This window comes from Streptococcus sp. bf_0095 (assembly GCF_004166885.1).
Lineage (GTDB): Bacteria > Bacillota > Bacilli > Lactobacillales > Streptococcaceae > Streptococcus.
Map to the genome: position 1 here is coordinate 219,898 of NZ_RCYU01000001.1, position 25,526 is coordinate 245,423.

The 25,526-nt window shown below is 39.4% G+C and carries 22 protein-coding genes; all 22 read left to right on the forward strand.

Going from position 1 to position 25,526, the window contains the following annotated elements; translation table 11 throughout:
• The 22 genes from thrB to EAI95_RS01235 all read left to right on the forward strand — a co-directional run bounded on the left by thrB (window position 1) and on the right by EAI95_RS01235 (window position 25,525).
• Complete coding sequence (gene thrB, locus EAI95_RS01130; RefSeq protein WP_129821950.1) at window positions 1-876, forward strand: homoserine kinase; 876 nt, start codon at window positions 1-3, stop codon at window positions 874-876.
• A gap of 156 nt (window positions 877-1,032) precedes the next feature.
• Window positions 1,033-1,959, forward strand: a complete 927-nt coding sequence (locus EAI95_RS01135; protein WP_006596019.1) for a hypothetical protein — start codon at window positions 1,033-1,035, stop codon at window positions 1,957-1,959.
• Between the two features lie 134 nt (window positions 1,960-2,093).
• Window positions 2,094-2,996, forward strand: coding sequence for a UDP-N-acetylmuramate dehydrogenase (murB, locus tag EAI95_RS01140; RefSeq protein WP_129821951.1), 903 nt, complete (start codon window positions 2,094-2,096; stop codon window positions 2,994-2,996).
• 205 nt (window positions 2,997-3,201) lie between these two features.
• Complete coding sequence (locus tag EAI95_RS01145) at window positions 3,202-4,359, forward strand: ABC transporter ATP-binding protein (RefSeq protein ID WP_129821952.1); 1,158 nt, start codon at window positions 3,202-3,204, stop codon at window positions 4,357-4,359.
• A complete protein-coding gene (locus tag EAI95_RS01150) occupies window positions 4,340-5,146 on the forward strand; it encodes an ABC transporter permease (RefSeq protein WP_048687974.1) in 807 nt (268 codons plus the stop codon). Before EAI95_RS01145 ends, EAI95_RS01150 begins: the two co-directional genes overlap by 20 nt.
• Window positions 5,143-5,916: an ABC transporter permease gene (locus EAI95_RS01155; RefSeq protein WP_048716861.1), complete on the forward strand. Its 774-nt coding sequence runs from the start codon at window positions 5,143-5,145 to the stop codon at window positions 5,914-5,916. Before EAI95_RS01150 ends, EAI95_RS01155 begins: the two co-directional genes overlap by 4 nt.
• Entirely contained in the window at window positions 5,913-6,983 is a 1,071-nt protein-coding gene (locus EAI95_RS01160; RefSeq protein ID WP_129821953.1) for an ABC transporter substrate-binding protein, read from the forward strand. The genes EAI95_RS01155 and EAI95_RS01160 overlap by 4 nt, the downstream gene beginning before the upstream one ends.
• 275 nt (window positions 6,984-7,258) lie before the next feature.
• A complete protein-coding gene (locus EAI95_RS01165) occupies window positions 7,259-10,246 on the forward strand; it encodes a CocE/NonD family hydrolase (RefSeq protein WP_129821954.1) in 2,988 nt (995 codons plus the stop codon).
• 148 nt (window positions 10,247-10,394) lie between these two features.
• Window positions 10,395-11,105: a glycosyltransferase family 2 protein gene (locus tag EAI95_RS01170; protein ID WP_129821955.1), complete on the forward strand. Its 711-nt coding sequence runs from the start codon at window positions 10,395-10,397 to the stop codon at window positions 11,103-11,105.
• A 1-nt stretch (window position 11,106) separates the two neighbouring features.
• The gene (locus tag EAI95_RS01175) at window positions 11,107-11,436 is read left to right on the forward strand and encodes a DUF2304 domain-containing protein (RefSeq protein ID WP_129821956.1); all 330 of its coding nucleotides are present in this window, start codon (window positions 11,107-11,109) and stop codon (window positions 11,434-11,436) included.
• Window positions 11,426-12,709: an oligosaccharide flippase family protein gene (locus EAI95_RS01180; protein ID WP_129821957.1), complete on the forward strand. Its 1,284-nt coding sequence runs from the start codon at window positions 11,426-11,428 to the stop codon at window positions 12,707-12,709. The genes EAI95_RS01175 and EAI95_RS01180 overlap by 11 nt, the downstream gene beginning before the upstream one ends.
• The gene (locus EAI95_RS01185; RefSeq protein WP_129821958.1) at window positions 12,699-13,481 is read left to right on the forward strand and encodes a glycosyltransferase family 2 protein; all 783 of its coding nucleotides are present in this window, start codon (window positions 12,699-12,701) and stop codon (window positions 13,479-13,481) included. The genes EAI95_RS01180 and EAI95_RS01185 overlap by 11 nt, the downstream gene beginning before the upstream one ends.
• Window positions 13,482-13,490: 9 nt before the next feature.
• Window positions 13,491-14,969 (forward strand): DUF2142 domain-containing protein, encoded by a 1,479-nt coding sequence (locus tag EAI95_RS01190; protein WP_129821959.1) that lies wholly within the window; start codon window positions 13,491-13,493, stop codon window positions 14,967-14,969.
• Between the two features lie 82 nt (window positions 14,970-15,051).
• Window positions 15,052-15,981, forward strand: coding sequence for a glycosyltransferase family 2 protein (locus EAI95_RS01195; protein WP_129821960.1), 930 nt, complete (start codon window positions 15,052-15,054; stop codon window positions 15,979-15,981).
• A complete protein-coding gene (locus EAI95_RS01200) occupies window positions 15,978-17,879 on the forward strand; it encodes a hypothetical protein (protein WP_129821961.1) in 1,902 nt (633 codons plus the stop codon). Before EAI95_RS01195 ends, EAI95_RS01200 begins: the two co-directional genes overlap by 4 nt.
• A 65-nt stretch (window positions 17,880-17,944) precedes the next feature.
• Window positions 17,945-18,796 (forward strand): dTDP-4-dehydrorhamnose reductase, encoded by an 852-nt coding sequence (rfbD, locus tag EAI95_RS01205; RefSeq protein ID WP_129821962.1) that lies wholly within the window; start codon window positions 17,945-17,947, stop codon window positions 18,794-18,796.
• Between the two features lie 59 nt (window positions 18,797-18,855).
• Window positions 18,856-19,893 carry an acyltransferase family protein gene (locus EAI95_RS01210; protein ID WP_173018593.1) on the forward strand — a complete coding sequence of 346 codons (1,038 nt, stop codon included), beginning with the start codon at window positions 18,856-18,858 and terminating at the stop codon, window positions 19,891-19,893.
• A gap of 154 nt (window positions 19,894-20,047) precedes the next feature.
• A complete protein-coding gene (locus tag EAI95_RS01215) occupies window positions 20,048-21,196 on the forward strand; it encodes a glycosyltransferase family 1 protein (RefSeq protein ID WP_129821964.1) in 1,149 nt (382 codons plus the stop codon).
• Window positions 21,193-22,134 (forward strand): glycosyltransferase family 2 protein, encoded by a 942-nt coding sequence (locus EAI95_RS01220; protein WP_129821965.1) that lies wholly within the window; start codon window positions 21,193-21,195, stop codon window positions 22,132-22,134. Before EAI95_RS01215 ends, EAI95_RS01220 begins: the two co-directional genes overlap by 4 nt.
• Window positions 22,134-22,940 (forward strand): ABC transporter permease, encoded by an 807-nt coding sequence (locus EAI95_RS01225; protein ID WP_048716888.1) that lies wholly within the window; start codon window positions 22,134-22,136, stop codon window positions 22,938-22,940. Before EAI95_RS01220 ends, EAI95_RS01225 begins: the two co-directional genes overlap by 1 nt.
• Window positions 22,940-24,163, forward strand: coding sequence for an ABC transporter ATP-binding protein (locus EAI95_RS01230; protein WP_129821966.1), 1,224 nt, complete (start codon window positions 22,940-22,942; stop codon window positions 24,161-24,163). The genes EAI95_RS01225 and EAI95_RS01230 overlap by 1 nt, the downstream gene beginning before the upstream one ends.
• A 12-nt stretch (window positions 24,164-24,175) precedes the next feature.
• A complete protein-coding gene (locus EAI95_RS01235) occupies window positions 24,176-25,525 on the forward strand; it encodes a glycosyltransferase family 2 protein (protein WP_129821967.1) in 1,350 nt (449 codons plus the stop codon).
• Window position 25,526: the final 1 nt, after the last annotated feature.

The window sequence follows — 25,526 nt, forward strand, 5'->3', positions numbered from 1 at the left end:
ATGAAGATTATTGTTCCAGCAACCAGTGCCAATGTAGGGCCCGGATTTGATTCTGTTGGTATCGCTGTTTCTAAGTATTTGACCATTGATGTGCTAGAAGCGCAAGAAAACTGGTGGATTGAACACGATTTGGGTGAGGAGATTCCAAGCGACGAAGAGAATCTCTTGCTTCAAACTGCTCTCCAAGTCGCAGCCGATTTGCCTCCTCATCGTCTCAAGATGACCAGTGAAGTGCCTTTGGCGCGTGGACTTGGTTCCTCTAGCTCTGTTATCGTAGCGGGGATTGAGTTGGCCAATCAACTGGGCAAGCTAGCTCTAAGTGATGAAGATAAACTAGAAATTGCTACAAAAATCGAAGGGCATCCTGATAACGTAGCCCCAGCTATTTTTGGAAATCTGGTCGTAGCGAGCTATGTGGATCAGCAGACCAATCATTTGGTCCTTCCATTCCCTGAGTGTGCTTTGGTAGCCTTTGTTCCCAATTACGAACTCAAGACCAGCGATAGTCGAAATGTCCTTCCAAGTGAGTGGACTTATAAGGAAGCTGTGGCAGCTAGTTCAATTGCAAACGTGGCCATTGCTGCCCTTGCTAAGGGAGACTTGAGAGTTGCAGGAAAAGCTATCGAAGCAGATCGCTTCCATGAACGCTACCGCCAACAGTTGGTTGCAGAGTTCCCTCAGGTTAAAGAAGTTGCACATCAACACGATGCTTATGCCACTTACCTTTCTGGTGCAGGTCCAACTATTATGACCTTGCTTCCAGTTGAATATGCAGAAACCTTTGCCAAAGACTTGGAGTCTAAGTGCTTAAATGGTCAGGTCTTCTCACTAAAGATTGACACAACTGGTGTAAAAGTAGAGGCCAGTGAATCTTGATTCAATAAAAAATGATTAGATAGGCTAAATTAGTCTATCTAATTTTATTTATCTATGATAAAATAGTTCTATAAATCATTTGTCTATCAAATTATTTTAGGATAATAAACAATTATTCGAAAGATAGATAGAATTGTAAAGGAGATTGTAATTCTAATGAAAGACTTTGAACGTCATCAACTTGCTACGGAACTTGGATTCCAGTATGATCCGGAAACCTCATCTATTTATGGAGAAAACTCTGGCTATTTCTTCTTAATGAAAGAAACCGACACAAAAAATGTTTTTACCATTGCTCTTTCTGTCTCACGTGATGATGCAGAGGAAGCAGCAGCTCAATTGCATCAAATGGTCAAAGAATCTTCTGTTCTAAAGAGCATTAGCCTCAACCAATATGTCACAACTTTCACTGTAAAAGCTGGGATGACCAAAGCAAAAACGATTGAAAACATTCACCAAGCCTTAACAGAAATCCTGGAATTTTTACAAACCAATGGCTTCTACACTGTTTGTGGCTACTCTGGTGAAAAAGGACCGGTTGGTCTCTACCAAATTGGAGATTCCCTTTTCTTGATGAATGAAGAAAACTATCAAATTGTGAGTTCCCAATTAAAAATTGAAACAGATTCATATAATAGTCAGAAAGAAAATGTCCTTCTTGGAACAGTCGGTGCCTTTATTGGTGCCATTATTGGAGGGGCTGTTACTCTTTTTATTGCCCGTCTCGGCTACGTAGCTTTTTATGCTGGTTTTATCCTTGGGATCTGTGTTGTCAAAGGCTATGAGATCTTAGGGAAGAAATTTAGCAAACTTGGTGCAGTTATTTCTAGTATCCTCTTGTTGGTGACTATTGTTCTCGTTCACCAATTCGACTATGCCTTAGAAGCAGTTAAACAGCTTGGACTCGACTTTAGTGATGGATTTGATTTGATCAATTCCCTTGTTCTAAATGGTGAAGCACCTGAAAAATACTTCTTTAACTTCTTTATGTTGGCAGTCTTCACTATTATTGGGGGTGGTGTTGCCATTAGCTCAGCCTTGTCTACTCAAAAAACACGTGGGATTGCACGTAAGATTGGCTAATTCAATTAACCCTTGTTTAAAAAAATTAAAACAGAATCGGTCCTTTGGCTGTTTCTGTTTTTTTACTTCTGGGTCGAAAAGTGGGCTGGTTTTTGTTATAATGGATAAGATAACGTATAGAAGAGAGTTGTGAGATGGAAATCGTAAAGCAAATCAAAGAGGAATTGGCTGGTATTGAGATTTTGTTCAATGAGCCACTCAAACAATACACCTATACCAAGGTTGGAGGGGCGGCAGATTATTTAGCCTTTCCTCGCAATCAATATGAATTAAAACGAATTGTTACCTTTGCAAATGCCCAGGAAATCCCTTGGATGGTCTTGGGGAATTCTTCCAATATTATCGTCCGTGACAGTGGGATTGAAGGCTTTGTGATCATGTTTGATCATTTTCATGATATCCGGGTCAATGGGTATGTGATTGAAGCAGAGGCAGGTGCTAAGCTGATCGATGTGACTCATGTAGCCCGCTACCATAGCTTGACAGGTTTTGAATTTGCCTGTGGGATTCCAGGTAGCATCGGTGGAGCTGTCTATATGAATGCTGGCGCCTATGGTGGTGAAATTGCCCACATTCTCCAATCGTGTAAGGTCTTGACGCCAGAAGGAGAAATTAAAACCTTAACAGCAGAAGAATTAGCCTTTGGCTATCGTCATTCCAAGATCCAAGAGACAGGAGATGTGGTGATTGCTGCTAAGTTTGCTCTAGCGCCAGGCAACTATGATCAGATCAATCAAGAAATGGCTCGCTTGACTCATTTGCGTGAGCTTAAGCAACCCCTTGAGTATCCATCTTGTGGTTCGGTCTTTAAACGGCCAGTGGGTCACTTTGCTGGACAATTGATTAGTGAAGCTGGATTAAAGGGACACCGGATTGGTGGTGTAGAGGTTTCAGAAAAGCATGCTGGCTTTATGATCAATGTCGATCATGGTACTGCCAAAAATTATGAAGACTTAATCGCCCATGTCATTGCGACAGTTGAAAAATCAGCTGGGGTGACCTTGGAGCGCGAAGTCCGTATTATTGGGAAAAATTAACGGTTCGAGATGGAATAGGGGCTACTCTAGGGTAGACCTTTCCTACTTTAGAAGGGGGGTGAGTGCCTATCGATACCGAAAATAGGTGGGGCAGTCTTATAAGTCCCCGAGAGGTGTTGGTGGTCTGACGGGTCCGCTCGTCAGCCTATGAGACTAATGGTTGGTCTCAGAAGGAAACGCATGAAAAAGAAGGAATTTATGTGAATTGAAAAAACCAATTATTGAGTTTAGAAATGTCTCAAAAGTATTTGAAGACAGTGATACAGTGGTTCTCAAAGACATCAACTTTGAGTTGGAAGAAGGGAAATTCTATACCCTCCTCGGTGCTTCAGGATCTGGTAAATCAACGATTCTGAACATCATTGCTGGTTTATTAGACGCTTCGACAGGAGATGTCCTCTTGGATGGTGTTCGGATCAATGATGTACCGACCAATAAACGGGACGTCCATACCGTCTTCCAATCCTATGCCCTTTTCCCACATATGAATGTGTTTGAGAATGTTGCTTTCCCTCTCCGTTTGAAGAAAGTTGACAAGTCTGAAATCGAGAGACGAGTAACAGAAGTCCTCAAGATGGTGCAATTGGGAGGCTTTGAGAAACGGTCCATCCAGAAACTTTCTGGTGGTCAACGCCAGCGGGTAGCCATTGCACGGGCGATTATCAATGAACCGCGAGTTGTCCTCTTGGATGAGCCCTTGTCTGCCCTTGACTTGAAGTTACGGACTGACATGCAGTATGAGCTCCGTGAATTGCAACAACGCTTGGGTATTACCTTTGTTTTTGTAACCCACGACCAGGAAGAAGCGCTAGCGATGAGTGACTGGATTTTTGTCATGAACGAAGGAGAAATCGTCCAATCAGGAACGCCAGTTGATATCTACGATGAGCCCATTAACCATTTTGTTGCGACCTTTATCGGTGAGTCCAATATCCTTCCAGGGATCATGATCGAAGACTACTTAGTAGAATTCAACGGTAAACGCTTTGAGTCAGTCGATGGAGGGATGAGACCAAACGAACCGGTCGAAGTCGTCATTCGTCCCGAAGACTTGCGAATCACCCTGCCCGAAGAAGGTAAGCTCCAGGTAAAAGTGGATACCCAACTGTTCCGTGGGGTACACTATGAGATCATTGCCTATGATGAATTGGGCAATGAGTGGATGATCCACTCAACCCGTAAGGCTATCGTGGGTGAGGAAATCGGTCTGGACTTTGAGCCAGAAGATATCCACGTCATGCGTCTCAATGAAACGGAAGAAGAGTTTGATGCTCGGATCGAAGAATACGTAGAAGTGGAAGAGCAAGAAGCCGGATTGATCAATGCCATCGAGGAGGAAAGAGATGAAGAAAACAACCTCTAACCTCTTTGTGGTTCCCTACTTTCTCTGGATCCTCCTCTTTGTCTTGGCTCCCGTAGTTTTGATTATTTGGCAATCCTTTGTCAATGTCCAAGGACAAGGTTCCTTAGAGAACTACCAAACCTTTTTTACAGCGCAGAATTGGACCTACCTCAAGATGAGCTTCAACTCCATTCTCTATGCTGGGATCGTTACTTTTGTGACGCTTTTGATTTCTTACCCGACAGCTTATTTTTTGACCCAGCTTAAGCACCGCCAACTCTGGCTCATGCTGATTGTCCTTCCAACCTGGGTCAACCTCTTGCTCAAGGCTTATGCCTTTATCGGGATTTTTGGTCAAGGGGGATCTATTAACCAATTCTTGAGCTTCATCGGAATCGGTCCGCAACAGATCCTTTTTACGGACTTTTCTTTCATCTTTGTTGCTAGTTACATTGAGTTGCCTTTTATGATTCTTCCTATCTTCAATGTATTGGATGATTTGGATCCAAACCTCATCAATGCTAGCTATGACCTAGGAGCTAACAAGTGGGATACCTTCCGTCGAGTTGTCTTCCCACTGTCTATGAACGGGGTTCGCTCCGGTGTCCAATCAGTCTTTATTCCAAGTTTGAGTCTCTTCATGTTGACGCGTTTGATCGGAGGAAACCGGGTCATTACCCTTGGGACTGCCATCGAGCAGCACTTCCTTACGACGCAAAACTGGGGAATGGGATCCACCATTGGGGTGGTCTTGATCCTTGCTATGCTCTTAGTCATGTGGGTAACGAGAGAAAGGAGTGAACGATGAAAAAGATTTCACGTATCTATTTAGGATTGATTTTCTTGCTCCTTTATCTACCAATCTTTTACTTAATTGCCTATGCCTTTAATGCTGGCGGGGATATGAATGCTTTTACAGGCTTTACCTTGGAGCATTTCCAAAGTCTCTTTGAGGATACGCGTCTCATGTTGATCCTCTCACAGACCTTCCTCTTGGCCTTCTTGTCAGCCTTGATTGCGACCATTATTGGGACCTTTGGGGCAATCTACATTTACCAGTCTAAGAAGAAGTTTGAAGGACCATTTTTGTCCGTCAATAATATCCTTATGGTGGCACCTGACGTTATGATTGGGGCTAGCTTCCTGATCCTCTTTACGACCATCAAGTTCCAGCTGGGCTTTGCTTCTGTCTTGATGAGTCACGTGGCCTTTTCTATTCCAATCGTGGTCTTGATGGTCTTGCCGCGCTTGAAGGAAATGAACCGTGATATGGTCAATGCGGCCTATGACCTAGGAGCTACTCAGGTACAGATGTTGAAGGAAATCATGCTTCCTTATTTGACACCTGCCATCATTGCTGGTTACTTTATGGCCTTTACCTATTCCTTGGATGACTTTGCGGTGACCTTCTTTGTTACAGGAAATGGGTTTACGACCTTGTCTGTTGAGATCTACTCACGGGCTCGTCAAGGGATTTCGTTGAATATCAATGCCCTTTCTGCCTTGGTCTTCCTCTTCAGTATCTTACTGGTGGTCGGCTATTACTTCATCACTAGAGAGAAGGAGGAGACAGTATGAAAAAACTCTATTCATTCTTGCTAGGGATTGTCGTGGTTATCCTCGTGTTAGCGGGACTAAGTGCCCGTCTTGAAGCCAAAACCAATCCAAAAGACAGTGACAAGCTAGTCATCTACAACTGGGGAGACTATATCGATCCAGAATTGCTCAAGGAATTTACCAAGGAGACAGGCATTCAAGTCCAATACAATACCTTTGATTCCAATGAAGCCATGTACACCAAGATCAAGCAAGGGGGGACGGCTTACGATATAGCGATTCCAAGTGAATACATGATCGCCAAGATGATGGACGAAAACTTGCTTGAAAAATTAGATAAGTCTAAACTGAAAGGCTTAGACAATATCGACCCACGCTTCTTGAACCTGGATTTTGATCCGGACAATCAGTACTCAGTTCCTTACTTCTGGGGGACCCTTGGTATCATATACAACACCAAGATGGTCGACAAAGTTCCAGAACACTGGGCTGATCTATGGAGACCAGAGTACAAGAATGACATCATGATGTACGATGGGGCGCGTGAGGTCATGGGGATTGGACTCAATAGCTTAGGCTACAGCCTCAACTCCAAGGATCCTCAGCAATTACAAGAGTCTGTTGATAAGCTCTATACCTTGATGCCCAATATCAAGGCTCTTGTAGCCGACGAAATGAAAGGCTACATGATCCAAAACAATGCGGCTATTGGGGTGACCTTCTCCGGTGAAGCCAGTCAAATGCTAGAGGCCAATGAGGACCTCCGCTATGTCGTCCCATCAGAAGCTAGCAACCTTTGGTTTGACAACATTGTCATTCCAAAAACCGTGAAGAATAAAGAAGCAGCTTATGCCTTTATCAACTTCATGCTTCGCCCAGAAAATGCATATAAGAACGCTCTCTATGTCGGTTATTCCACACCGAACAAAGTAGCTAAGAAGATGCTACCAAAAGAGGTCCAAGAGGACCAGGCCTTCTACCCAAGTGATGACACACTAAAGAACTTAGAAGTCTATGAACAACTTGGTAAGAAGTGGTTGGGCATCTATAACGACCTCTACCTACAAGTGAAGATGTATCGGAAGTAGGAGAGGATATCTATAAAAGTTAAAGCAAGTTTCTACCGGTTAATAGTCGGTTCGAAACTTGCTTTTTTGTGTGAAAAGAAGAATTGAAAACGAAAATACCTTTCTCATAGGTTCTTTCAATTATCTCAACTTTCAGAAAGATTATATTTTTATGATGCCTTTTTATTTGATTTGACTATAAAGTGTAGAGAGACTACAATGAAGTCGTAAACGCTATCATTTTATTTGAAGGCCTTCCTTCTTTCAAATCTCTACAATTTTTAAGGAGTTTCATTATGAGGAAAAAGAAGCTTACTTTTATTCTTTCTGCTTTATTACTATCGCCTATAGTAATAGCCAATCAGGTTCAAGCTGAGGAGCAGGCTGAAAAGCCGACCGAAGCAGTTTCTGAGCTAGTTCGTTCTCCAGAAGCTATTTCTACTGAGAATTCACAAACAAATGCCCAGTCTGAAACTGCAAGCCTTGAGTCAGTAGTGGAGGCAGATGCTGAGATAGAGCGCCCAGTGGAGGGGGACGCTAGCAAGCTAACTGAAACTGACGTTACTTTAGGAGGATTACCGAAACCTTTATCGGTTTCAGAAACGTCTGGAAAACTCTCTAGTTTGATTGAATATCCAAATGTGGCAAATCAAAATTTGACCATAGGGGAAACAGCAGACGAGTTGCTGAAATGGGCGGAGTCCAAACCGGACCAAACAGGTGCAACGCTTGAAGATCGACTTGAGTTTGCAAAGAGCTTGGGGATGATTCCAGATGGAGTAGGCAAGGATGAGCCGGTCCAGAATCTAAACCATATGATTTCAATCGCTAAGAAATTAAAAGAGGCCTATCGTGCAGAGAAAAAAGAACCTCTCATCCTTAATGGAAAGACCCAGCCTATTTTTCCTTTTACTCCAGGTGATGTAGAAACTGGTTATTCCAATGAAAAGAGTGATATTGTCCGCTTTGTTGTCTATGTTGAGTCAGATTATGATACAGATGGTGATGGGAAAAGGGATCTCATTAAAACATTTGTCCAACTTCCGAAAGCAGCTGCCAATGGAGATTATAAGGCTTCGACCATCTATGAAGCAAGTCCTTATGTGGCGGGAACGACCAATAAGGAAACCCTTGGAGAAATTGGTCTAAAAGAGGAGGGCGAGTTTGACAACAAGAAACTCTATCGTTATATAGATCCTCGTCGTCAAACTGGTTCTACCACAACTTTAGAACATGCTAAAAAGGCAGATTCCAAAGATTGGTACTATAAAAATCCAAACGAAAGTGATGCAACCTTCACACGCTACGATTATGAAAATATTAACTGGTACAACTATTTCTTGGTGAGAGGCTATGCGGTCGTTACCACATCAGGTTTGGGAAGCTATCAGTCGGAGGGAATCAATACAACAGGAAGTGACTTGGAAGTAGCTGGTTATAAGAGTGTCATTGAATGGCTAAATGGAAAACGGGTTGCTTATACAGATAAGACATCGAATATTGCCATTAAAGCAGACTGGTCGAATGGAAAAGTCGGTATGACGGGATTGTCATGGGCAGGTACCTCTACCTTTGGAGTGGCTGCGACAGGAGTCGAGGGATTGAAGACTATCGTCCCTGCGGCTGGAATCGCGAGTTGGTATGATTATTACAACAGCCAAGGAACGACCTTTAACGTCGGTCCCTACAGAGATTTATCGCATTTGTCTGTCTATGTATCCAATCGGATTCTAGATCCGGCTGACTGGTCTAAGATTAAAGAGGACTATGCCCGCTACATCACTCAATTGAATCGTGACCAGCATAAACATGGCTATAATTATAGCGACATCTGGAAGAATCGTGATTATACCCTTCATCCAGAAAAATTCAAGGCTAGTGCCCTAGTCATGCATGGGTTGAATGATGATAATGTCAGAACCAAACATTTTGACCTGATGTATGAGACTCTGAAAAAGGCTGGCCAGCCCGTGAAGCTCTATCTCTATCAAGGAGATCATATCTATCCTGTCAATAAACACTTCGGAATTAAAGAGGGGCAACAAAGTGTCAGTGACCTTCTCAATCTATGGTTTAGTCACTACCTATATGATGCAGAAAATCAGGTAGAGTCTTTACCAGAAGTAACCGTGTCTAATAACTATGATCCATCTAAATGGGAACATTATTCTAGCTGGAAGTCTAGCAATCAATTGACCTTGAAGACACTTTCTAGACGTGAGGAAGAAACCATTGATAATGATTACTATGGTGCAGGGATGGATTGGACCAATCGTGATTCTCATACCACCAAGCAATCCTCTACTGCCAATGCTTTGTTTACAGCAGAAGTGACAGAAGATGTGACCATTAAAGGGCATGTTCCTGTCCATTTCCAAGCTGCCTTAGCCAAGCTGACTGATCAAAAGCACAAAGACTATCAAGTTAATGTGCAACTGGTCGATCTCTCTGATGAGGAATTTGATGTTGCATCCAATAAGATCACTTATGATGAAGCAGGCTACAAGTACCAAGAAATGCCTCTAAATACCCTTTCTGAAACAGGCTACTGGATGGGAAGTAATTTGAAAAACATTCCTAACAAGCAATTTGGAACCATTAAAACCAAGTATAAGGTCATCTCTTCTGGTTGGATCAACCTAGCCAATCCAGATGCAAGCTATGCCTCCGCTAGCTCAAGTAGTAGCATCGATCCCAAGCTCGGAGAGTTTCGGAACTACTCCGTCTATCTACAACCAAACCTTTACACGGTTAAGAAGGGACATAAACTGGGTTTAGTCTTTACTACCTTTGATAGTAACTATGTCTGGACGGATGATCCGTATTCCTATCGCTTGAAAACACGGTCCATCGTAGCAGAAATACCAACTGTTCAAAAAAGTAGTCTTCGCTATGCTTGGTATGTTCCAAATGAGAAGGATGAAACTTATCAGGTACTTCCACTGGTTGAAGAACCCCTACCAGAGTATCCACTGGATACCCTCTTGCATACTGTGGATCAGAAAGAGCAAACACCAAACAAGGATTATACACCATACGAGTCAGGTTCATTAGCAGTTGATTCTAGCAAGAAGAATACGCTGGTACCACTAGCTGTTAACTACCAACAAGAAACATCAGAGACGGTGGATGAAAATCTCCCTCAAGTAAGCAGTACTCGTAAGGAAGGACTTTATTTGCCGCAAACTGGAATGACCACCAACTTTGAAGTCATTTCAAGTGTGTTGGGAATCGTTCTTTTAGTCGGAATGGGAATCGTACAACTAAAAGAAAGAGAAAATTAGTCATATAGATTGAATCACCAGCTTTCCTATTTTTTAGGGGAGCTGATTTTTTAGTAGTTTGCGTGCTTCTAAGCATTGTCCTGAACTAGAAAAAAAGCCTTAAATATAGTATAATGAAGTAATATGCTTAGAAGGGAATGTAGAAGTATTGAGAACTTCAGAATTGCTAATTATTATTCCTGCTTATAATGAAAGTGGTAATATAGAAAAAACAATCAAGATGATTGAGGAACATACGCCAGAATTTGACTATGTCATTATCAATGATTGTTCCACAGACAATACTCTGGAAATTTGTAAAAGGAATCAATTTAATGTCATTGATTTACCCATCAATTTAGGAATTGGTGGTGCCGTACAAACAGGATATCAATATGCAGTTAGACACAGCTACCAATACGCTGTCCAAGTAGACGGAGACGGCCAACACAATCCTGAATTTATTAAAAAAATGTTAGAAGTTCTTCAAGAACAAAAAGTCAACATGGTGATTGGTTCTCGTTTCATTGAAAATCAAGGTTTCCAATCCTCATTCGCGCGGCGGATTGGCATTTCATTTTTTGAAAAATTAATCAAGGTTTTGACGGGGCAAAAGGTAACAGATCCAACTTCTGGTTTACGAGTTGCTGACCGAAAAGTGATTGTGGAATTCGCCAAGCAATATCCAAGTGATTATCCAGAACCAGAGACGATTGTGTCCCTGTTAACCTCAGGATATTCAGTTGCAGAAGTGCCTGTACTAATGAACGAACGAGAGCACGGGGAATCATCTATCACATTAAGCAAATCTGTTTACTATATGATTAAAGTAACAATGGCTATGTTATTGGCTAGAATCGGTGGAGGATATAAGAAATAAAATGCTAAATATTTGGTTGACCATTATTGTAATTGTTTTTATGCTTTATATTCTACGCCTGGTTACAAAGAAGCTCGTTGAAATGAGAAATGTCATCTCTTGGCTTATTCTTTGTATTGTCTCGCTACCAGTCATTTGGTTTCCTAATTTGATTGGACAACTTTCGAAGATGTTAGGAATTCAAGTTCCAAGCAATCTAGTCTTCTTCTTAGGTTTCTGTTTACTTGTCTATTTAAACTTCTCTTTGACTCGGATTACCTCTAAACAATCCGTTCAAATTCGACAGTTGTCTCAGAAAATTGCATTACAGGTTAAAGAGCATGAAGAATAATCAGCCTATTTCAACTGAAAAGGTATATTTTTGGAATCTGTTAGGAAATTTAGCATTCGCTGGATCATCTGTACTATTTACATTAATCGTTACACGAATGACCTCTCCAATGGAAGCAGATTCCTTTAGTCTTGCTTATGGAATTGCTGCGATTCTTGTGGTGGTAGGGATGTTTCAGGTTCGAAGCTACCAGGGGACAGATGTCCATTATAGACATTCCTTTACAAGCTATAGTATTGCCAGAGGTCTTTCTCTCCTACTTATGGTGGCTGTCTTCTTTCCTTATTTATTTATTTCGGGGATTGATTTTCATGAGAGTTCAAAAATTACCATTATCGCTTTATATGTTCTCTTTCGAATGTGTGAGGCAATTTCTGATCTTTTTCAAGGGATGTTTCAGCGTCATGAACGATTGGATATTGCTGGCAAATCAATGACGATTCGTTATTCTTTTAGCACGATCCTTTTATTGGTATTTTTACTTGTCACAAAATCATTGACCCAGTCCTTGCTTTATTTAGTTCTTTTAAATTTCATTTTTGTATTCTCTTATGATTACGTAAAATCAAAAGAATTTGAGTCCATTGATTTCTCAGTGAAAAATCTCAAAAGTAACTTGTTTGATGCAATTGCTATTTTAAAAAATTGTATTCCTCTTTTTATTAGTGGATTTTTACTAGCTTATATTTTCAATGAGCCTAGAATCGCCATTGACTCTGAAATCAGACTGGGACATTTTATTGCAGGTACACAACGGGATTATAATATTTTGTTTATGCCTGTCTTTTTTATGAGTCTCTTTATTTTAATCCTTAGACCCTTAACAACTCAGTTAGCGATCTTATGGAAGAATAAAGACTTGAAAAAATTCGATGCTATTATTAAGAAATTGTTTGTGATTGTCTTGGGAGTTGGCTTGATTTTGAGTGTACTAGCCTATTTGATTGGGACTCCAATTTTAAGTCTTGTTTTTGGCTTACCTTTATATCAACATAGTAGTACTCTAGCTATCCTTGTTTTCTCTGGTATCTTGTATTCTCTTGGGATCGTTTTTGGCGATGTCATGACAGTTATTCGCAAACAAACTTATTTATTGCCTATATATTTGTTCATGTTCATAACTTCCAAACTGACAAATGACTATTTAGTACATAGATTAGGGCTTTTGGGAGCTTCTTTAAGCTTTTTAATCGTGATGTCTGTTTATTTTAGTGGAAGTTTACTTGTTTATTTTGTTGCAAGAAAAGTAGAAAGGATGAGCTATGCTCGTTAATCAACAACACACCTGGGTGATTTGTGCTTATGGAGAGAGTGAATATCTAGATGATTGTATTCAATCCTTGAAAAAACAAACTCTCCAATCGCAAATTATTTGTTATAGTTCAACACCATTGGATTCGATCAAAGAACTTTGCCAGCGTTATGATATTCCATTTTATACGAAGCAAGGTGGGGGAATTGGCAAGGATTGGAACAATGCCCTGTCTTTTGTAGAGACAAAATATGCAACCATTGCCCATCAGGATGATTATTATGAGCCGGAATATGCTGAAAAGGTATTGGCTAAGATGGAGAAACATCCAGATGTGTTAATTGCCTATTCTGATTATTTTGAAGAAAAAGACGGCCATAAAATTCCTGCTAATACGAATCTGAAGATCAAAACCTTGATGTTAAAAACCATGAATCTTTTCCCAGCAAGTCATTTCTGGCGCAACCGTGTGATGGCTTTTGGAAATCCGATTTGTTGTCCAGCTGTAACCTATCATCTTGAAAATCTGAAGAATTTCTTTTTTGATGAAGGAATGAGAGTGAGTTTGGATTGGTACGCATGGTATAAGATCAGTGAGTATAAAGGTCGTTTTGCTTATGTATCTGATAAGCTTATGTGCCACCGTATCCATGGAGAGTCAGAAACATCAAAAACTATTGCAGACAACACTCGAAGTAAAGAAGATCTATATATGTACGAACTCTTCTGGCCCAAATGGATTGCTAAGTTGTTGATGAGACAATATGTGAAGAGTCAAAATTCGAATAAGTAGGAGAAACTGATGGGATATTTTGTTGATAGTTATGAGCGAAATAAAAAGTATTTAGTAGCTTTCGCAGTTCTGGCCTTTTGTATGACAGTCATTTATACAAAGCGTTTAGTAGATTTTCCTAAAATTGGTGTGCTGCTATTTGTAGTATTTGCTTTTCTCATTTTTCTTTTACCGAAGAAAAATATAGGGACCTTCATTGCTATGCTCATTGGTGGTCTTTCCTTTGCTTTCATTACACCTGTTTTGAATACGCCCGATGAACAAGTTCACCTATCAAGAACCATTCATATTGTTGAAGGTGACGTAAATATGGGAAATAAAAATATCCATATTACGGAAGATTACTTTGATGTATATAAGAACTTCAAAAAGCCGTTTACTAAATCTTCTTTATTTGAAGAAGGGCAGACGACCAAACAAGTGAAATTTGGGAAAGAAACGGACTACAGGGCAACCAACTCGTATTGGTTTATTGGTTATATCCCTCAGGCTCTTGGATTCGGGATTGGAAAATTTTTGAACTTGAGCGTAGGAGTCTCCTATTACTTAGGTCGAATTTTTAATGTCATCGCTTACTGTATTTTAGCTCTCATTGCCATTAAATTAAGTGGAAAAGCGAAGCAGTTGATGACAATGGTTGCGATGTTTCCAATGAATCTGGTTCTAGCTGCTTCTTATAATCAAGATAGCGTAGCCTTAGGTTTAACCTACATCATTATTGGATTGTTCTTGAACTATGTAACAGATGATGAAAAAGTTGTTAGCATCAAGGATTTATTGCTGTATGCTTTGCTTTGTATCATCCTTGTTACAATGAAACTTCCTTATGTCCTGCTTGTGGGATTATTGCTATTTATACCGAGAAAGAAAACGAAGTGTAAAAACTACTATCTCATTTCTCTCGCTTTGATTGCCGCAGTCTTTCTATTTACGATTTTTTGGTACGTTCTTACCCAGCAAGTTCGAATTGAGAACTTTAAACTGGAAGGTGCAGATGTAAAAGCTCAAGTTATTAGCATCATTTCAAAACCTCATTGGTATTTACCAGTGATTTTGAAGGAGATGTTATTATCAGTCAGTCATTTAAATCAGCTTTATACCTTTGGTTGGTTAGATTTATCGATGTCAGAGGTTCTTATTCCAATCTATGCTCTTTATACCTTGATTACTTTTTCAAATTTTGGGAAGATCAAACTTCCGAAAGTATCAGTAGTAGGAGCAAGTTTGGTTTCTTTTGCAATTGTTGGGTTAATCTCTTTAACTTTGTATCTAACCTGGACACCAGTTGGAAATTTTGAAGTTTTAGGAGTTCAAGGTAGATACTATTTAGGAGTTGTCGCTCTGTCTCTACCAGTTATTTGCAGTTTGTTTAAGCAAAGAATTTCAGATGAACAAAAGTTCACGGATCATTTTGTAGTAGAAAGTAGTCTCATTATTATAGGTTTAACTATACTACAAACAATCTCTGTTTTATATGCTGTTGTATAATTGAAAGACTAAAATAAGTTATTACTAGGGGAAACCCTAGTTTTTTGTTACAATAGAGAGTGAATAAGTCAAGGAGTAAGATATGACATTATCAGTTGTAGTCCCATGTTTTAATGAAGAAGAATCAATTCCATTGTTTTATAGGGAGATGGAGCGTGTTCGGATGGAGATGGGAGAAAAGTTTGAATATATTTTTATAAACGACGGTTCATCCGATCGAACACTATCTGTTCTTCGAGAGTTGCATCTTAAAGATTCAAATGTGCATTATCTTTCTTTCTCTCGTAATTTTGGAAAAGAAGCAGCATTGTATGCAGGACTTGAGCGTGCCAAGGGTGAATATGTAACTGTTATGGATGTGGATCTTCAGGATCCTCCTGAACTATTGATCGAAATGAAAAAGAAGTTGGATGAACAGCCAGATTTGGACTGCGTCGGAACCCGACGCGTAACTCGGGTAGGTGAACCCCCGATTCGTTCTTTCTTTGCACGCATGTTTTATAAATTGATCAATCATATTAGCCAAGTAGAAATGGTCGACGGGGCGCGTGATTTCCGTTTGATGCGTCGCCAAATGGTTGATGCGATACTTGAACTATCTGAGTACAATCGATTTTCTAAGGGGATTTTCGCCTGGGTTGGATTTGAGACGGTATACTTAGAATATAAGAATGTAGAGCGTGTGGCAGGAGAGACTTCTTGGAATTTTTGGTCCCTTTTCAAATACTCTATTGAAGGGATTGTAAACTTTTCGGATGCTCCACTAAACATTGCCTTTATCGGTGGACTCCTATCCTGGCTCTCAGCCTTTATCATGGTGATTTTGATTGTAATTCGTACTTTAGTCTTTGGGGATCCAACTTCTGGATGGCCATCATTAATGACTGTGATTCTCTTCCTAGGAGGATTCCAATTATTGACCATTGGGATTCTAGGGAAATATATCGGTAAAATCTTCATGGAAACCAAGAAACGTCCTATTTACGTCATAAAAGAGAAAAGTGAAGAATGAAAAATATCATTAGTTTGAAAGTTTCTATCAAGCAAAAAATAGATACATTTTACGAGGGAGTTGATCAACTCCTAGAAAGAATATATCAGTTTGATTTGATAAAAGTGATACGCAGTCATATCGACCAATTTGTCAATACTTTCAATCAAATCAGCAATAAGATGATCTATTTATTATTAACAACGTATTCGGTCATCTTTACCTTTGTATCTTTTAATCTAATCAATTTTCAAAGTCGCTCATATGACTACGTGTTTCATTTAACTCGAATTGTCGGCTTAGCAGAATCGATTGAACACTGGGATTTACTCCCTAATCTGAATTTTTTATTTGCATTTGGAACGGGCTACGCTTCACCAATGTTTTATGGCAATTGGCAGTTCTATCCATCTGCCATTGTTTATATGATGACTAACGATGGGAATTTTGCTTATTCTATATTTGCATTTTTGATCACTCTTGGTACAAGCCTAGCAAGTTATATTGTTGTTTCAAAAATATTAAAAAACAAGATAACTGGGTTGGTAGTGGCTTTAACAATACCGTGTTACTACACCTTATTTGGTTTTGGAATGACCATGGTAATGCCACTGGTCCCAATTCTTATTTATTCTCTTTATCGTGTGCTCTACCTAAATAAAAAGAACCCACTCTATTTAGGGATTGTAGTAGCGCTTTTAATCCAAACTCATATCTTATCTACTATCATACTTGCCATTTCTTCCGCAGTATTTTTATTATTAAATTATAAAAAATTGACACTTGATAAGGTAGTCTCCTTTGTGATTTCAATCTTATTTGCTTTATTTTTGTCAGCAGGCTACATTTTTCAATATCTTGAACAGGTTTCATCGCAAAAGTTTTTCTTCACCTGGATAGCGAGGAGTTTTCCTGTGAATGTGAAAGATACTTTTTTTGTTCCATTCCCATTTCAGGCAGATAGATATGGTTTTTATAAACCCTTTACACCATTAGAGTGGCCAATCCATCAGTTTATAAGAGATGGACTATTTTATACGAGTATAATCGTGTTCTTATTCTATCGTCGGCTAGGAAGTTTAAGTAAGACCATATTTTGGTCCTGCTGGATTTTATATTTTTCTGCGACGAGTCTTCTACCTTGGAATTCGATATTGAAATATACTTTTTTAGGTAGTATGCAGTATTCAGGACGTCTATTATTTTTCATTCCACTTTTTTTCCTGTTTTTTCTTGCCTTTACAAATAGAAATGGTTTCTTTTCTATCGTCTTATGTATCTTGAGTCTATCTTTCTATTTCAATCAAGTTATCCCTCAATTTGATTCATCCTCAAAAAATTATAAGCAGATGCGTGAGGATAACATTAAAAATGAGAATTTACTAAAATCTGTTTACAAAGGAGACAAATCGAAATATATCGATCCTGTAGGTGATGAATACTACAACCTTGATATTAATAATCAAGATGTACGCTTGCCTCAATTTACAGAATTTAATACTGAAAAAGGCGTAAAAATATCAAATATTAAAAAGAAATACAACATTTTAGAATTTGATATAATGCTTTCTGATGATATAAATGAAAGTACCATTTCGGTACCGCTTATTTGGTACAAAGGATACCGTGCGGAGTATTCTAAGGGTGCTGAAGGTTCGCAACCTATGCTGGGCCAGCGTGCTTTTACTGAATCGGAGTTAAAACAAAATAAAAAATCTCGTAGACCAGCTGTTCCTGAAAAAGCATTAAATAATGGAAAAATTCATCTATCAATTAGAAAATCAGGTCATGTAAAAGTTTCATATCATAAGACATTTCTTCAGTATCTTGGTTACTTTATTGAATGGATTTCCTGGATATTTGTGTTCTTAATTTTCAAGAAAAAGCACTCAAAAAATAGGGAACAATTCCCATCCTAAAAAGCAGAAAACTTCTGCTTTTTTTGCTATAATGAAAGGGAAAAAGCATTTGAAAGGATATTACTATGATTTTAATTACAGGTGCAAATGGTCAACTTGGAACGGAGCTTCGCCATTTGTTAGATGAACGAAATGAAGAATATGTAGCTGTTGATGTAGCTGAAATGGACATCACAAATGCAGAGAAAGTAGACGAGGTATTTGCGCAAGTGAAGCCAACTCTAGTCTATCACTGTGCTGCCTATACAGCCGTTGATGCTGCTGAAGATGAAGGGAAAGAGTTGGACTATGCTATTAACGTGACTGGTACGGAAAATGTAGCGAAGGCGTCTGAAAAACATGGGGCAACCCTAGTCTATATTTCTACGGACTATGTGTTTGATGGGAATAAGCCAGTTGGACAAGAATGGGAAGTAGACGATCAACCAAATCCCCAAACAGAGTACGGTCGTACAAAACGCATGGGAGAAGAATTGGTTGAGAAGCATGTTTCGAACTTCTACATCATCCGTACAGCTTGGGTCTTTGGAAATTATGGTAAAAACTTCGTCTTTACGATGCAAAACCTAGCGAAGACTCACAAGACTTTGACAGTTGTTAATGACCAACATGGTCGTCCAACCTGGACACGTACTCTTGCAGAATTTATGACCTATTTGGCTGAAAATCGTAAAGAATATGGTTATTACCACTTGTCTAACGATGCGAAAGAAGATACAACTTGGTATGACTTTGCAGTTGAAATCCTCAAAGATACGGATGTTGAAGTGAAACCAGTGGATTCTAGCCAATTCCCAGCTAAGGCAAAACGTCCCCTTAACTCAACGATGAGCTTGGCTAAGGCTAAGGCTACAGGGTTCGTCATTCCAACTTGGCAAGATGCCTTGAAAGAGTTTTACAAACAAGAAGTGAAATAATTAAAATGAAAAGATGGTGATCTGCCATCTTTTCATTTGCTAATATGATAGGGAGAGTTATGAAAGAGAGAAAATTAAATATAGATATACTTAAATGTATTGCAATCGTATTTGTCGTAGGAGTGCATTTTTTCCTTCATACTAATTATTATGGTCGGTCCTTTTCTTTTAAAAGTATTTTTTTGTCATCTTTTATTTGGATGATTTTGATGACCTGTGTTCCTTTATTTATCATGACTACAGGCTATTTAATGAAAGATAAGACCTATAGTGAAACCTACTTTATAAAACTACTTCCAGTAATTGGAATTTATGCTCTCGCGGCAGCAGTTTATACTTTCTTTGATATGAGAGTTGTCAATGAAGAATATTTTGCGAAGTTATTAGAAAATATTTTTTCCTTTAGTCACTATGCATGGTATGTTAACCTATATATTGGCTTATACCTGTTAATCCCTTTCTTGAATGCAGGTTTCAATTCGTTAACTAGCCGTAAGAATCAAGTTGTAGTTTTAGCTATTTTAGTTTTACTAACTATTGTTCCACCTACTCTTTCATTGTTGAACAACAATGAACAAAATTTTTTGATTTTACCGCACATCATTCCAGATTATTGGAAAGGGCTCTGGCCTATCACATACTATCTTCTTGGAGCTTTTCTCGCTTCATCAAATAAGAAGTTGAGTTTCAAGGAACTTGTTATTGTTATTTTCATTCTAGACGTTTTAAGTGTTTTTGGGTTAGCAGCAATATCTGAAACTAGTTTCGGAATCGAATATAGAATTCTTCCGGTATTCCTATTGTCTAGTTTAATCTTTTATTCAGTTATACACTTAAAAGTCTCTATAAAAAATGAGTGGTTGAAAAGAGTTATTCTATTTATCTCAAAGAACACTCTTCCAATTTACTTACTATCTGTGATTGGAGATTATTATTGGTATCCTAAAATAGTTGATAAATGGGGGGATTTTACAAACATCTTACCGAAATTTCCTTTGATTGTAGTATTCTTGTTGTTACAATCTATCTTTATAACTTTCATTTTAACTATACTACTAAAATTTATTAAAACAATAATTTTGAAATTTGCTAAGTAAACGGCTTGTTGAATGAATACATCTTATTGAGTTATTCATATTAAATCAAGATTATGATAGCGACCCTCAAGGGTCGCTTTTCTGTTTGAATTAGGCAAAAAGCCTAGAAAATGGTATAATTGAATAGACTGTAAATTGTTAGAAAGGGAATATTATGCAACACGTTTTTATTATCGGAAGTCGTGGGCTTCCGGCTCAATATGGCGGTTTTGAGACTTTTGTAGACCAGTTGGTCTCCCATCAAGTGTCTTCGGAAATCCAGTACCATGTTGCTTGCCTTTCTAATGATCAAGCCTATCATCATTTTGACTACAAGGGTGTCGATTGTTTTACGATTAAAGCGCCTAAGCTTGGGCCAGCTCGCGTCATTGCCTATGATATGATGGCCATCGACTATGCCTTGAAGCTTATTAAGAAACAAGGAATTGAACAGCCGATTTTTTACGTCTTGGGCAATACAATTGGAGCCTTTGTGGCACCCTTTGCGCGTAAGATTCATAAGATGGGTGGGAAATTCTATATCAATCCAGATGGACTGGAGTGGAAGCGGGCCAAGTGGGCTAAACCGATTCAAGCCTATCTCAAGTATTCTGAAAAAATCATGACACGCCACGCTGACTTGGTAATTTCAGACAACCCAGGTATTGAGTCCTATATCAAGGAAGCCTATCCTTGGTCCAAGACGACCTATATTGCCTATGGGACGGACTTATCTCCGACCAGCTTGACCCGTCAGGATAATAAGGTCAGAGAATTCTATCAGAAATGGCAGACTCAGGAGAAGAACTATTACTTGATCTTGGGTCGCTTTGTCCCAGAAAATAATTATGAGACCGCTATTCGTGAATTTATAGCCTCTTCCACCAAGCGGGATTTGGTGATTATTTGTAATCATGAAGGCAATCCCTATTTTGAAGAACTCCGAGCTCGAACTGGATTTGATCAGGATCCTCGCGTTAAGTTTGTAGGAACGGTCTATGATCAAGACCTCTTGAAGTATATCCGTAAAGAAGCCTTTGCCTATATCCATGGTCATGAAGTGGGCGGAACCAATCCTGGTCTCTTAGAAGCACTTGCTCACACAGACCTCAATTTGGTTTTAGGAGTCTCCTTTAACCAAACGGTTGCCAAGGACACAGCTCAATATTGGACCAAAGAAGCTGGGAATTTGGCGCATCTGATCGACCAGGTTGATTCTTTAGAAGATGTATCTGAACGGGGTCAACGTGCCAAGGACAATATGAAGCAAAACTTTACCTGGGAAAAAATTGTAGGTGAGTACGAGGAATTATTCTTATCATGAAAGTAAATATCTTGTTGTCCACCTATAATGGTGAACAGTATCTAAAAGAGCAGGTCAAAAGTATCCAAGACCAGACTTATCAAGACTGGCAACTCTTGATTCGAGATGATGGGTCAACCGATGGTACGGTAGAGATTATCCAAGAGCTGGTGGCTCAGGATGAGCGCATTCGCTTTATCAATCAAGGAGCTATCGAAAATCTTGGTGTTATCAAGAGCTTCCACGCCCTCTTGAAATATGAAAAAGCAGATCTTTATTGCTTCAGTGATCAAGATGATGTTTGGCTTCCTGAAAAAATTGCTCTTCAAGTAGCAGAAGCGGCCAAGCACCCTCAAGAAGTCCCTTTGCTGGTCTACACAGATTTAAAAGTGGTCGATGAAAACTTGAACGTGCAACATGAGAGTATGATTCGCACCCAGTCTGATCATGCCAATACAGAACTGATTCAAGAGTTGACGGAAAATACAGTAACTGGTGGGGTAGCCATGATTAACCACGCGTTGGCTGACTTATGGACAGGCCAAGAAAAACATGCGCTTCTCATGCATGATTGGTATTTAGCATTACTAGCAACTGCCTTTGGAAAGTTGATCTATATCGATCAGCCGACAGAATTGTACCGGCAGCACAGTAGCAATGTTCTGGGTGCTCGTACACTTAGAAAACGGGTTAAAAACTGGGTTCGCCCTCATATTCTTTTTGCTAAATATTGGAATCTCATCGAGTCCAGTCAAGAACAAGCAAAAAATTTATTGGATCTGCCAGTCAGTCCCCAAAATAAAGAAATTATTGAAAACTTTGTGACCATCATGGACGTTCCACTAAAAGAACGTTTGAGACGGATTCGTCAGTATGGTTATCGGAAGAACCGGGCTTTTCACACCTTTGTGTTTACCAGCTTGATTCTGACAAAGTTTGCATATCGAGGTAAAAAATAATGTTTGACGTTTTTAGTCAGAAAAATCGAATTTTATTACGAGAATTAATTAAAACAGACTTTAAATTACGCTACCAAGGATCAGCGATCGGTTATCTTTGGTCGATTTTAAAGCCCTTGATGACCTTTACAATCATGTATGTCGTCTTCATCCGCTTCTTACGTTTGGGTGGAGATGTGCCCCATTTCCCAGTTGCCCTCTTATTGGCCAATGTAATCTGGGGCTTTTTCTCAGAAGCAACATCTATGGGGATGGTGTCGATTGTTAGTCGAGGCGACTTGCTGCGAAAATTGAACTTCTCCAAACACATCATTGTCTTGTCTGCGATTTCAGGAGCAGCCATTAACTTTGTCATTAACCTTATTGTTGTTTTGATTTTTTCATTCTTTAATGGGGTGACATTCTCTTGGACAGCTTTGATGGTGATTCCGCTATTCTTTGAGTTGTTCTTGATGGCGACAGGATGTGCATTGATCTTAGCGACATTTTTTGTCCGTTTCCGTGACCTAGGTCAAGTCTGGGAAGTACTCTTGCAAGCTGGATTGTATGCGACGCCAATTATCTACCCAATTACCTTTATTGCAGACCGCAATCCATGGGCGGCTAAATTGGTCATGATGAATCCATTAGCACAAATTATTCAAGACATGCGGTATTTCTTGATTGATAAGGCCAACACCCCTGTCTGGCTTTTGGTGGAAAATAAGTTCTTGGTTCTGATTCCTTATGTTTTACCAATTCTTATTTTTGTCGCTGGCTTTGCTTACTTTAACAAACATGCTAAGAAATTTGCGGAGATTCTCTAATGACAGATAAACAAATTGCAGTAAAAGTAGACCATGTCAGCAAGTACTTTAAGTTGCCAACAGAGGCAACCAATAGTCTTCGAACTGCCCTGGTCAATCGCTTCAAAGGTATTAAAGGTTATAAAGAACAGCACGTTCTCAAGGATATTTCTTTTGAAGTTGAAAAGGGAGACTTTTTTGGGATCTTAGGTCGAAATGGTTCTGGGAAATCAACCCTCTTGAAAATTATTTCTGAAATTTATGTGCCGGAAAAAGGTACCGTCACTATTGATGGGAAACTGGTGTCCTTTATTGAGCTTGGAGTGGGCTTTAACCCAGAACTGACAGGTCGAGAAAATGTCTATATGAACGGGGCCATGCTGGGCTTTTCAACAGCTGAGATTGATGCCATGTATGATGACATCGTAGACTTTGCCGAGTTGCATGAATTCATGAACCAGAAACTCAAGAACTATTCATCAGGGATGCAGGTTCGTCTAGCCTTTTCGGTTGCCATTAAGGCCCAAGGGGATATCTTGATTTTGGACGAGGTCCTCGCAGTAGGAGATGAAGCCTTCCAGCGCAAGTGTAACGATTACTTCCAAGAGCGCAAGAAATCAGGGAAAACAACGATCCTGGTTACCCATGATATGGGAGCCGTCAAGAAATATTGTAACAAAGCTGTTTTGATTGAAAATGGTTTGGTGAAAGCAATTGGTAGTCCTGAAAATGTTGCCAACCAGTATAGTTTTGACAATACAGCTCCTTTGCAACAGGGGGGAGAAGCTAGTGGAGGTGCTAATCCCAACCATGAAGAACAAGTATTGGTTGAAAACTTTCAGCTTCAGTTGTTAAGCTCGAACAAGTTACGCCCCCAAGATACGATTCACTTCCAAATTGATTTTGATGTACTTGAAGATATCCAGACCTATATCGCACTGTCTTTAACAGATATCGATCGGAATATTTGGATCTATAATGATAATTCGATGGATCAGCTGATGAGTGGGGCTGGACATAAAACGGTTCACTACACTTGTTCCCTTCCAGCAGTGAATGACTTAAAAATGAAATTAGAAGTGACAGTGCGGGATGCCGAAGGACAGATGCTGGCCTTTTCAGATGCTACGCAAACCCCACTAATCTTTATCAATCGAGATGATATAGCTTTGGATGATAAATCAGCAATGGATGCAGCAAGTGGCTTAATCCAACGCAATGGAACATGGTCAATAACTGACTAGACTGAGGGAGATATGGAAACGACGCCTTTTGTTTCGATAATTTGTACAGTTTTTAATAAAGAACCCTGGCTTAAGAAGACAATCGATAGCTTCTTAGTGCAACAAACAGAGTTTGCTATTGAGATTATCTTGGTGGACGACGCCTCAAGCGATGGATCTCGCTCTATTATTCAGGACTATCAAGCAAACTACCCTAATCTGATTCGGGCTTTTTATCAGGATGAAAATCAGGGAATCGCCAAAACCTGGGTCTCTATCTGTAAAGAAGCGCGTGGAAAGTATATTGCCCGCTGTGACGGAGATGATTTTTGGTTGGAGCCTTTAAAACTGCAGAAACAGGTTGACTTATTAGAAAGTAAACCGGATTGCAAATGGTCCAATACTGATTTTGATATCTATGATGAGCGTGGTAATTTTGTTTCTAAGGCTGGCTTTGCTAATCATACGATTCCATTAGCAGATACCTACGAAAAAATGCTTGCGACTAGAGGCTTTACCATGGCCTCTACATGGCTAGTAGATAGAGATCTGATGCTAGAAGTCAATCAAGAGCTAGATCTTACGACATCAGACGATACCTTTAATCTACAACTGGAACTCTTTCAACGGACTTCTTTAGCGTATCTGGATGAAGCAACGGTTGCCTATACTATCAACCAAGGATCGGATTCTCGTCCTTGTGATTTTAGAAAATTGGAACGTCGCTTCCATAAGCTACTGCAAACTCAATTAGCCTATCTTGATAAATATCCAAATGCAGATTTTAAAGAGATGACAAAAATTCTCTTAGATCGTACTAATACTTATGAGATTCGCTTGTCTAAACCAATGGACTCCCTTTCACATATTGGGATGGAATCTGTTACGATTTATTTGGGAGATGAAGAAAACACCTATTCGGAAGATCGTACCTTGACCAAACTGCTTCAAAAAGAAGATTGCCTGACAATCGAAATTCCGAAAGGAACATCAGTCATTCGAGTGGATCTTTCGGAACGTCCAAGTTATTATTCTGATGTTGAATTGAAAGATTCGTCAGGTAAGGTTTGTTCAGCTGTTTATAGTAATGGCGTTGTTGTTGATAATTTGTATTTGTTTAGCGAACCGGATCCTCAATTGATTTATGAAGTTGAAGAAGAAGGGGTGTATCAACTGAGCTATAAAATGATTTCTATAGATAATCCCTCTGCACCGGATTATATCGGAAAAGTTTTTGCTGCCGAAATGTTAGATTGTCAAAATAGTTTGAAAAATCTTGAGGCAGAGTTACAAGCTACGAAAGAAGCATATAATACAGTCATCCATTCACGCCGTTGGACCATTCCAACAAAGATCTTGAAATTCTTAAGAATAAGGAAATAAT

Coding starts and splice junctions, on each gene's coding strand:
- thrB (WP_129821950.1), top strand. CDS start 1: ATGAAGATTATTGTTCCAGCAACCAGTGCCAATGTAGGGCCCGGATTT.
- EAI95_RS01135 (WP_006596019.1), top strand. CDS start 1,033: ATGAAAGACTTTGAACGTCATCAACTTGCTACGGAACTTGGATTCCAG.
- murB (WP_129821951.1), top strand. CDS start 2,094: ATGGAAATCGTAAAGCAAATCAAAGAGGAATTGGCTGGTATTGAGATT.
- EAI95_RS01150 (WP_048687974.1), top strand. CDS start 4,340: ATGAAGAAAACAACCTCTAACCTCTTTGTGGTTCCCTACTTTCTCTGG.
- EAI95_RS01155 (WP_048716861.1), top strand. CDS start 5,143: ATGAAAAAGATTTCACGTATCTATTTAGGATTGATTTTCTTGCTCCTT.
- EAI95_RS01160 (WP_129821953.1), top strand. CDS start 5,913: ATGAAAAAACTCTATTCATTCTTGCTAGGGATTGTCGTGGTTATCCTC.
- EAI95_RS01165 (WP_129821954.1), top strand. CDS start 7,259: ATGAGGAAAAAGAAGCTTACTTTTATTCTTTCTGCTTTATTACTATCG.
- EAI95_RS01175 (WP_129821956.1), top strand. CDS start 11,107: ATGCTAAATATTTGGTTGACCATTATTGTAATTGTTTTTATGCTTTAT.
- EAI95_RS01180 (WP_129821957.1), top strand. CDS start 11,426: ATGAAGAATAATCAGCCTATTTCAACTGAAAAGGTATATTTTTGGAAT.
- EAI95_RS01185 (WP_129821958.1), top strand. CDS start 12,699: ATGCTCGTTAATCAACAACACACCTGGGTGATTTGTGCTTATGGAGAG.
- EAI95_RS01190 (WP_129821959.1), top strand. CDS start 13,491: ATGGGATATTTTGTTGATAGTTATGAGCGAAATAAAAAGTATTTAGTA.
- EAI95_RS01195 (WP_129821960.1), top strand. CDS start 15,052: ATGACATTATCAGTTGTAGTCCCATGTTTTAATGAAGAAGAATCAATT.
- EAI95_RS01200 (WP_129821961.1), top strand. CDS start 15,978: ATGAAAAATATCATTAGTTTGAAAGTTTCTATCAAGCAAAAAATAGAT.
- rfbD (WP_129821962.1), top strand. CDS start 17,945: ATGATTTTAATTACAGGTGCAAATGGTCAACTTGGAACGGAGCTTCGC.
- EAI95_RS01210 (WP_173018593.1), top strand. CDS start 18,856: ATGAAAGAGAGAAAATTAAATATAGATATACTTAAATGTATTGCAATC.
- EAI95_RS01215 (WP_129821964.1), top strand. CDS start 20,048: ATGCAACACGTTTTTATTATCGGAAGTCGTGGGCTTCCGGCTCAATAT.
- EAI95_RS01220 (WP_129821965.1), top strand. CDS start 21,193: ATGAAAGTAAATATCTTGTTGTCCACCTATAATGGTGAACAGTATCTA.
- EAI95_RS01225 (WP_048716888.1), top strand. CDS start 22,134: ATGTTTGACGTTTTTAGTCAGAAAAATCGAATTTTATTACGAGAATTA.
- EAI95_RS01230 (WP_129821966.1), top strand. CDS start 22,940: ATGACAGATAAACAAATTGCAGTAAAAGTAGACCATGTCAGCAAGTAC.
- EAI95_RS01235 (WP_129821967.1), top strand. CDS start 24,176: ATGGAAACGACGCCTTTTGTTTCGATAATTTGTACAGTTTTTAATAAA.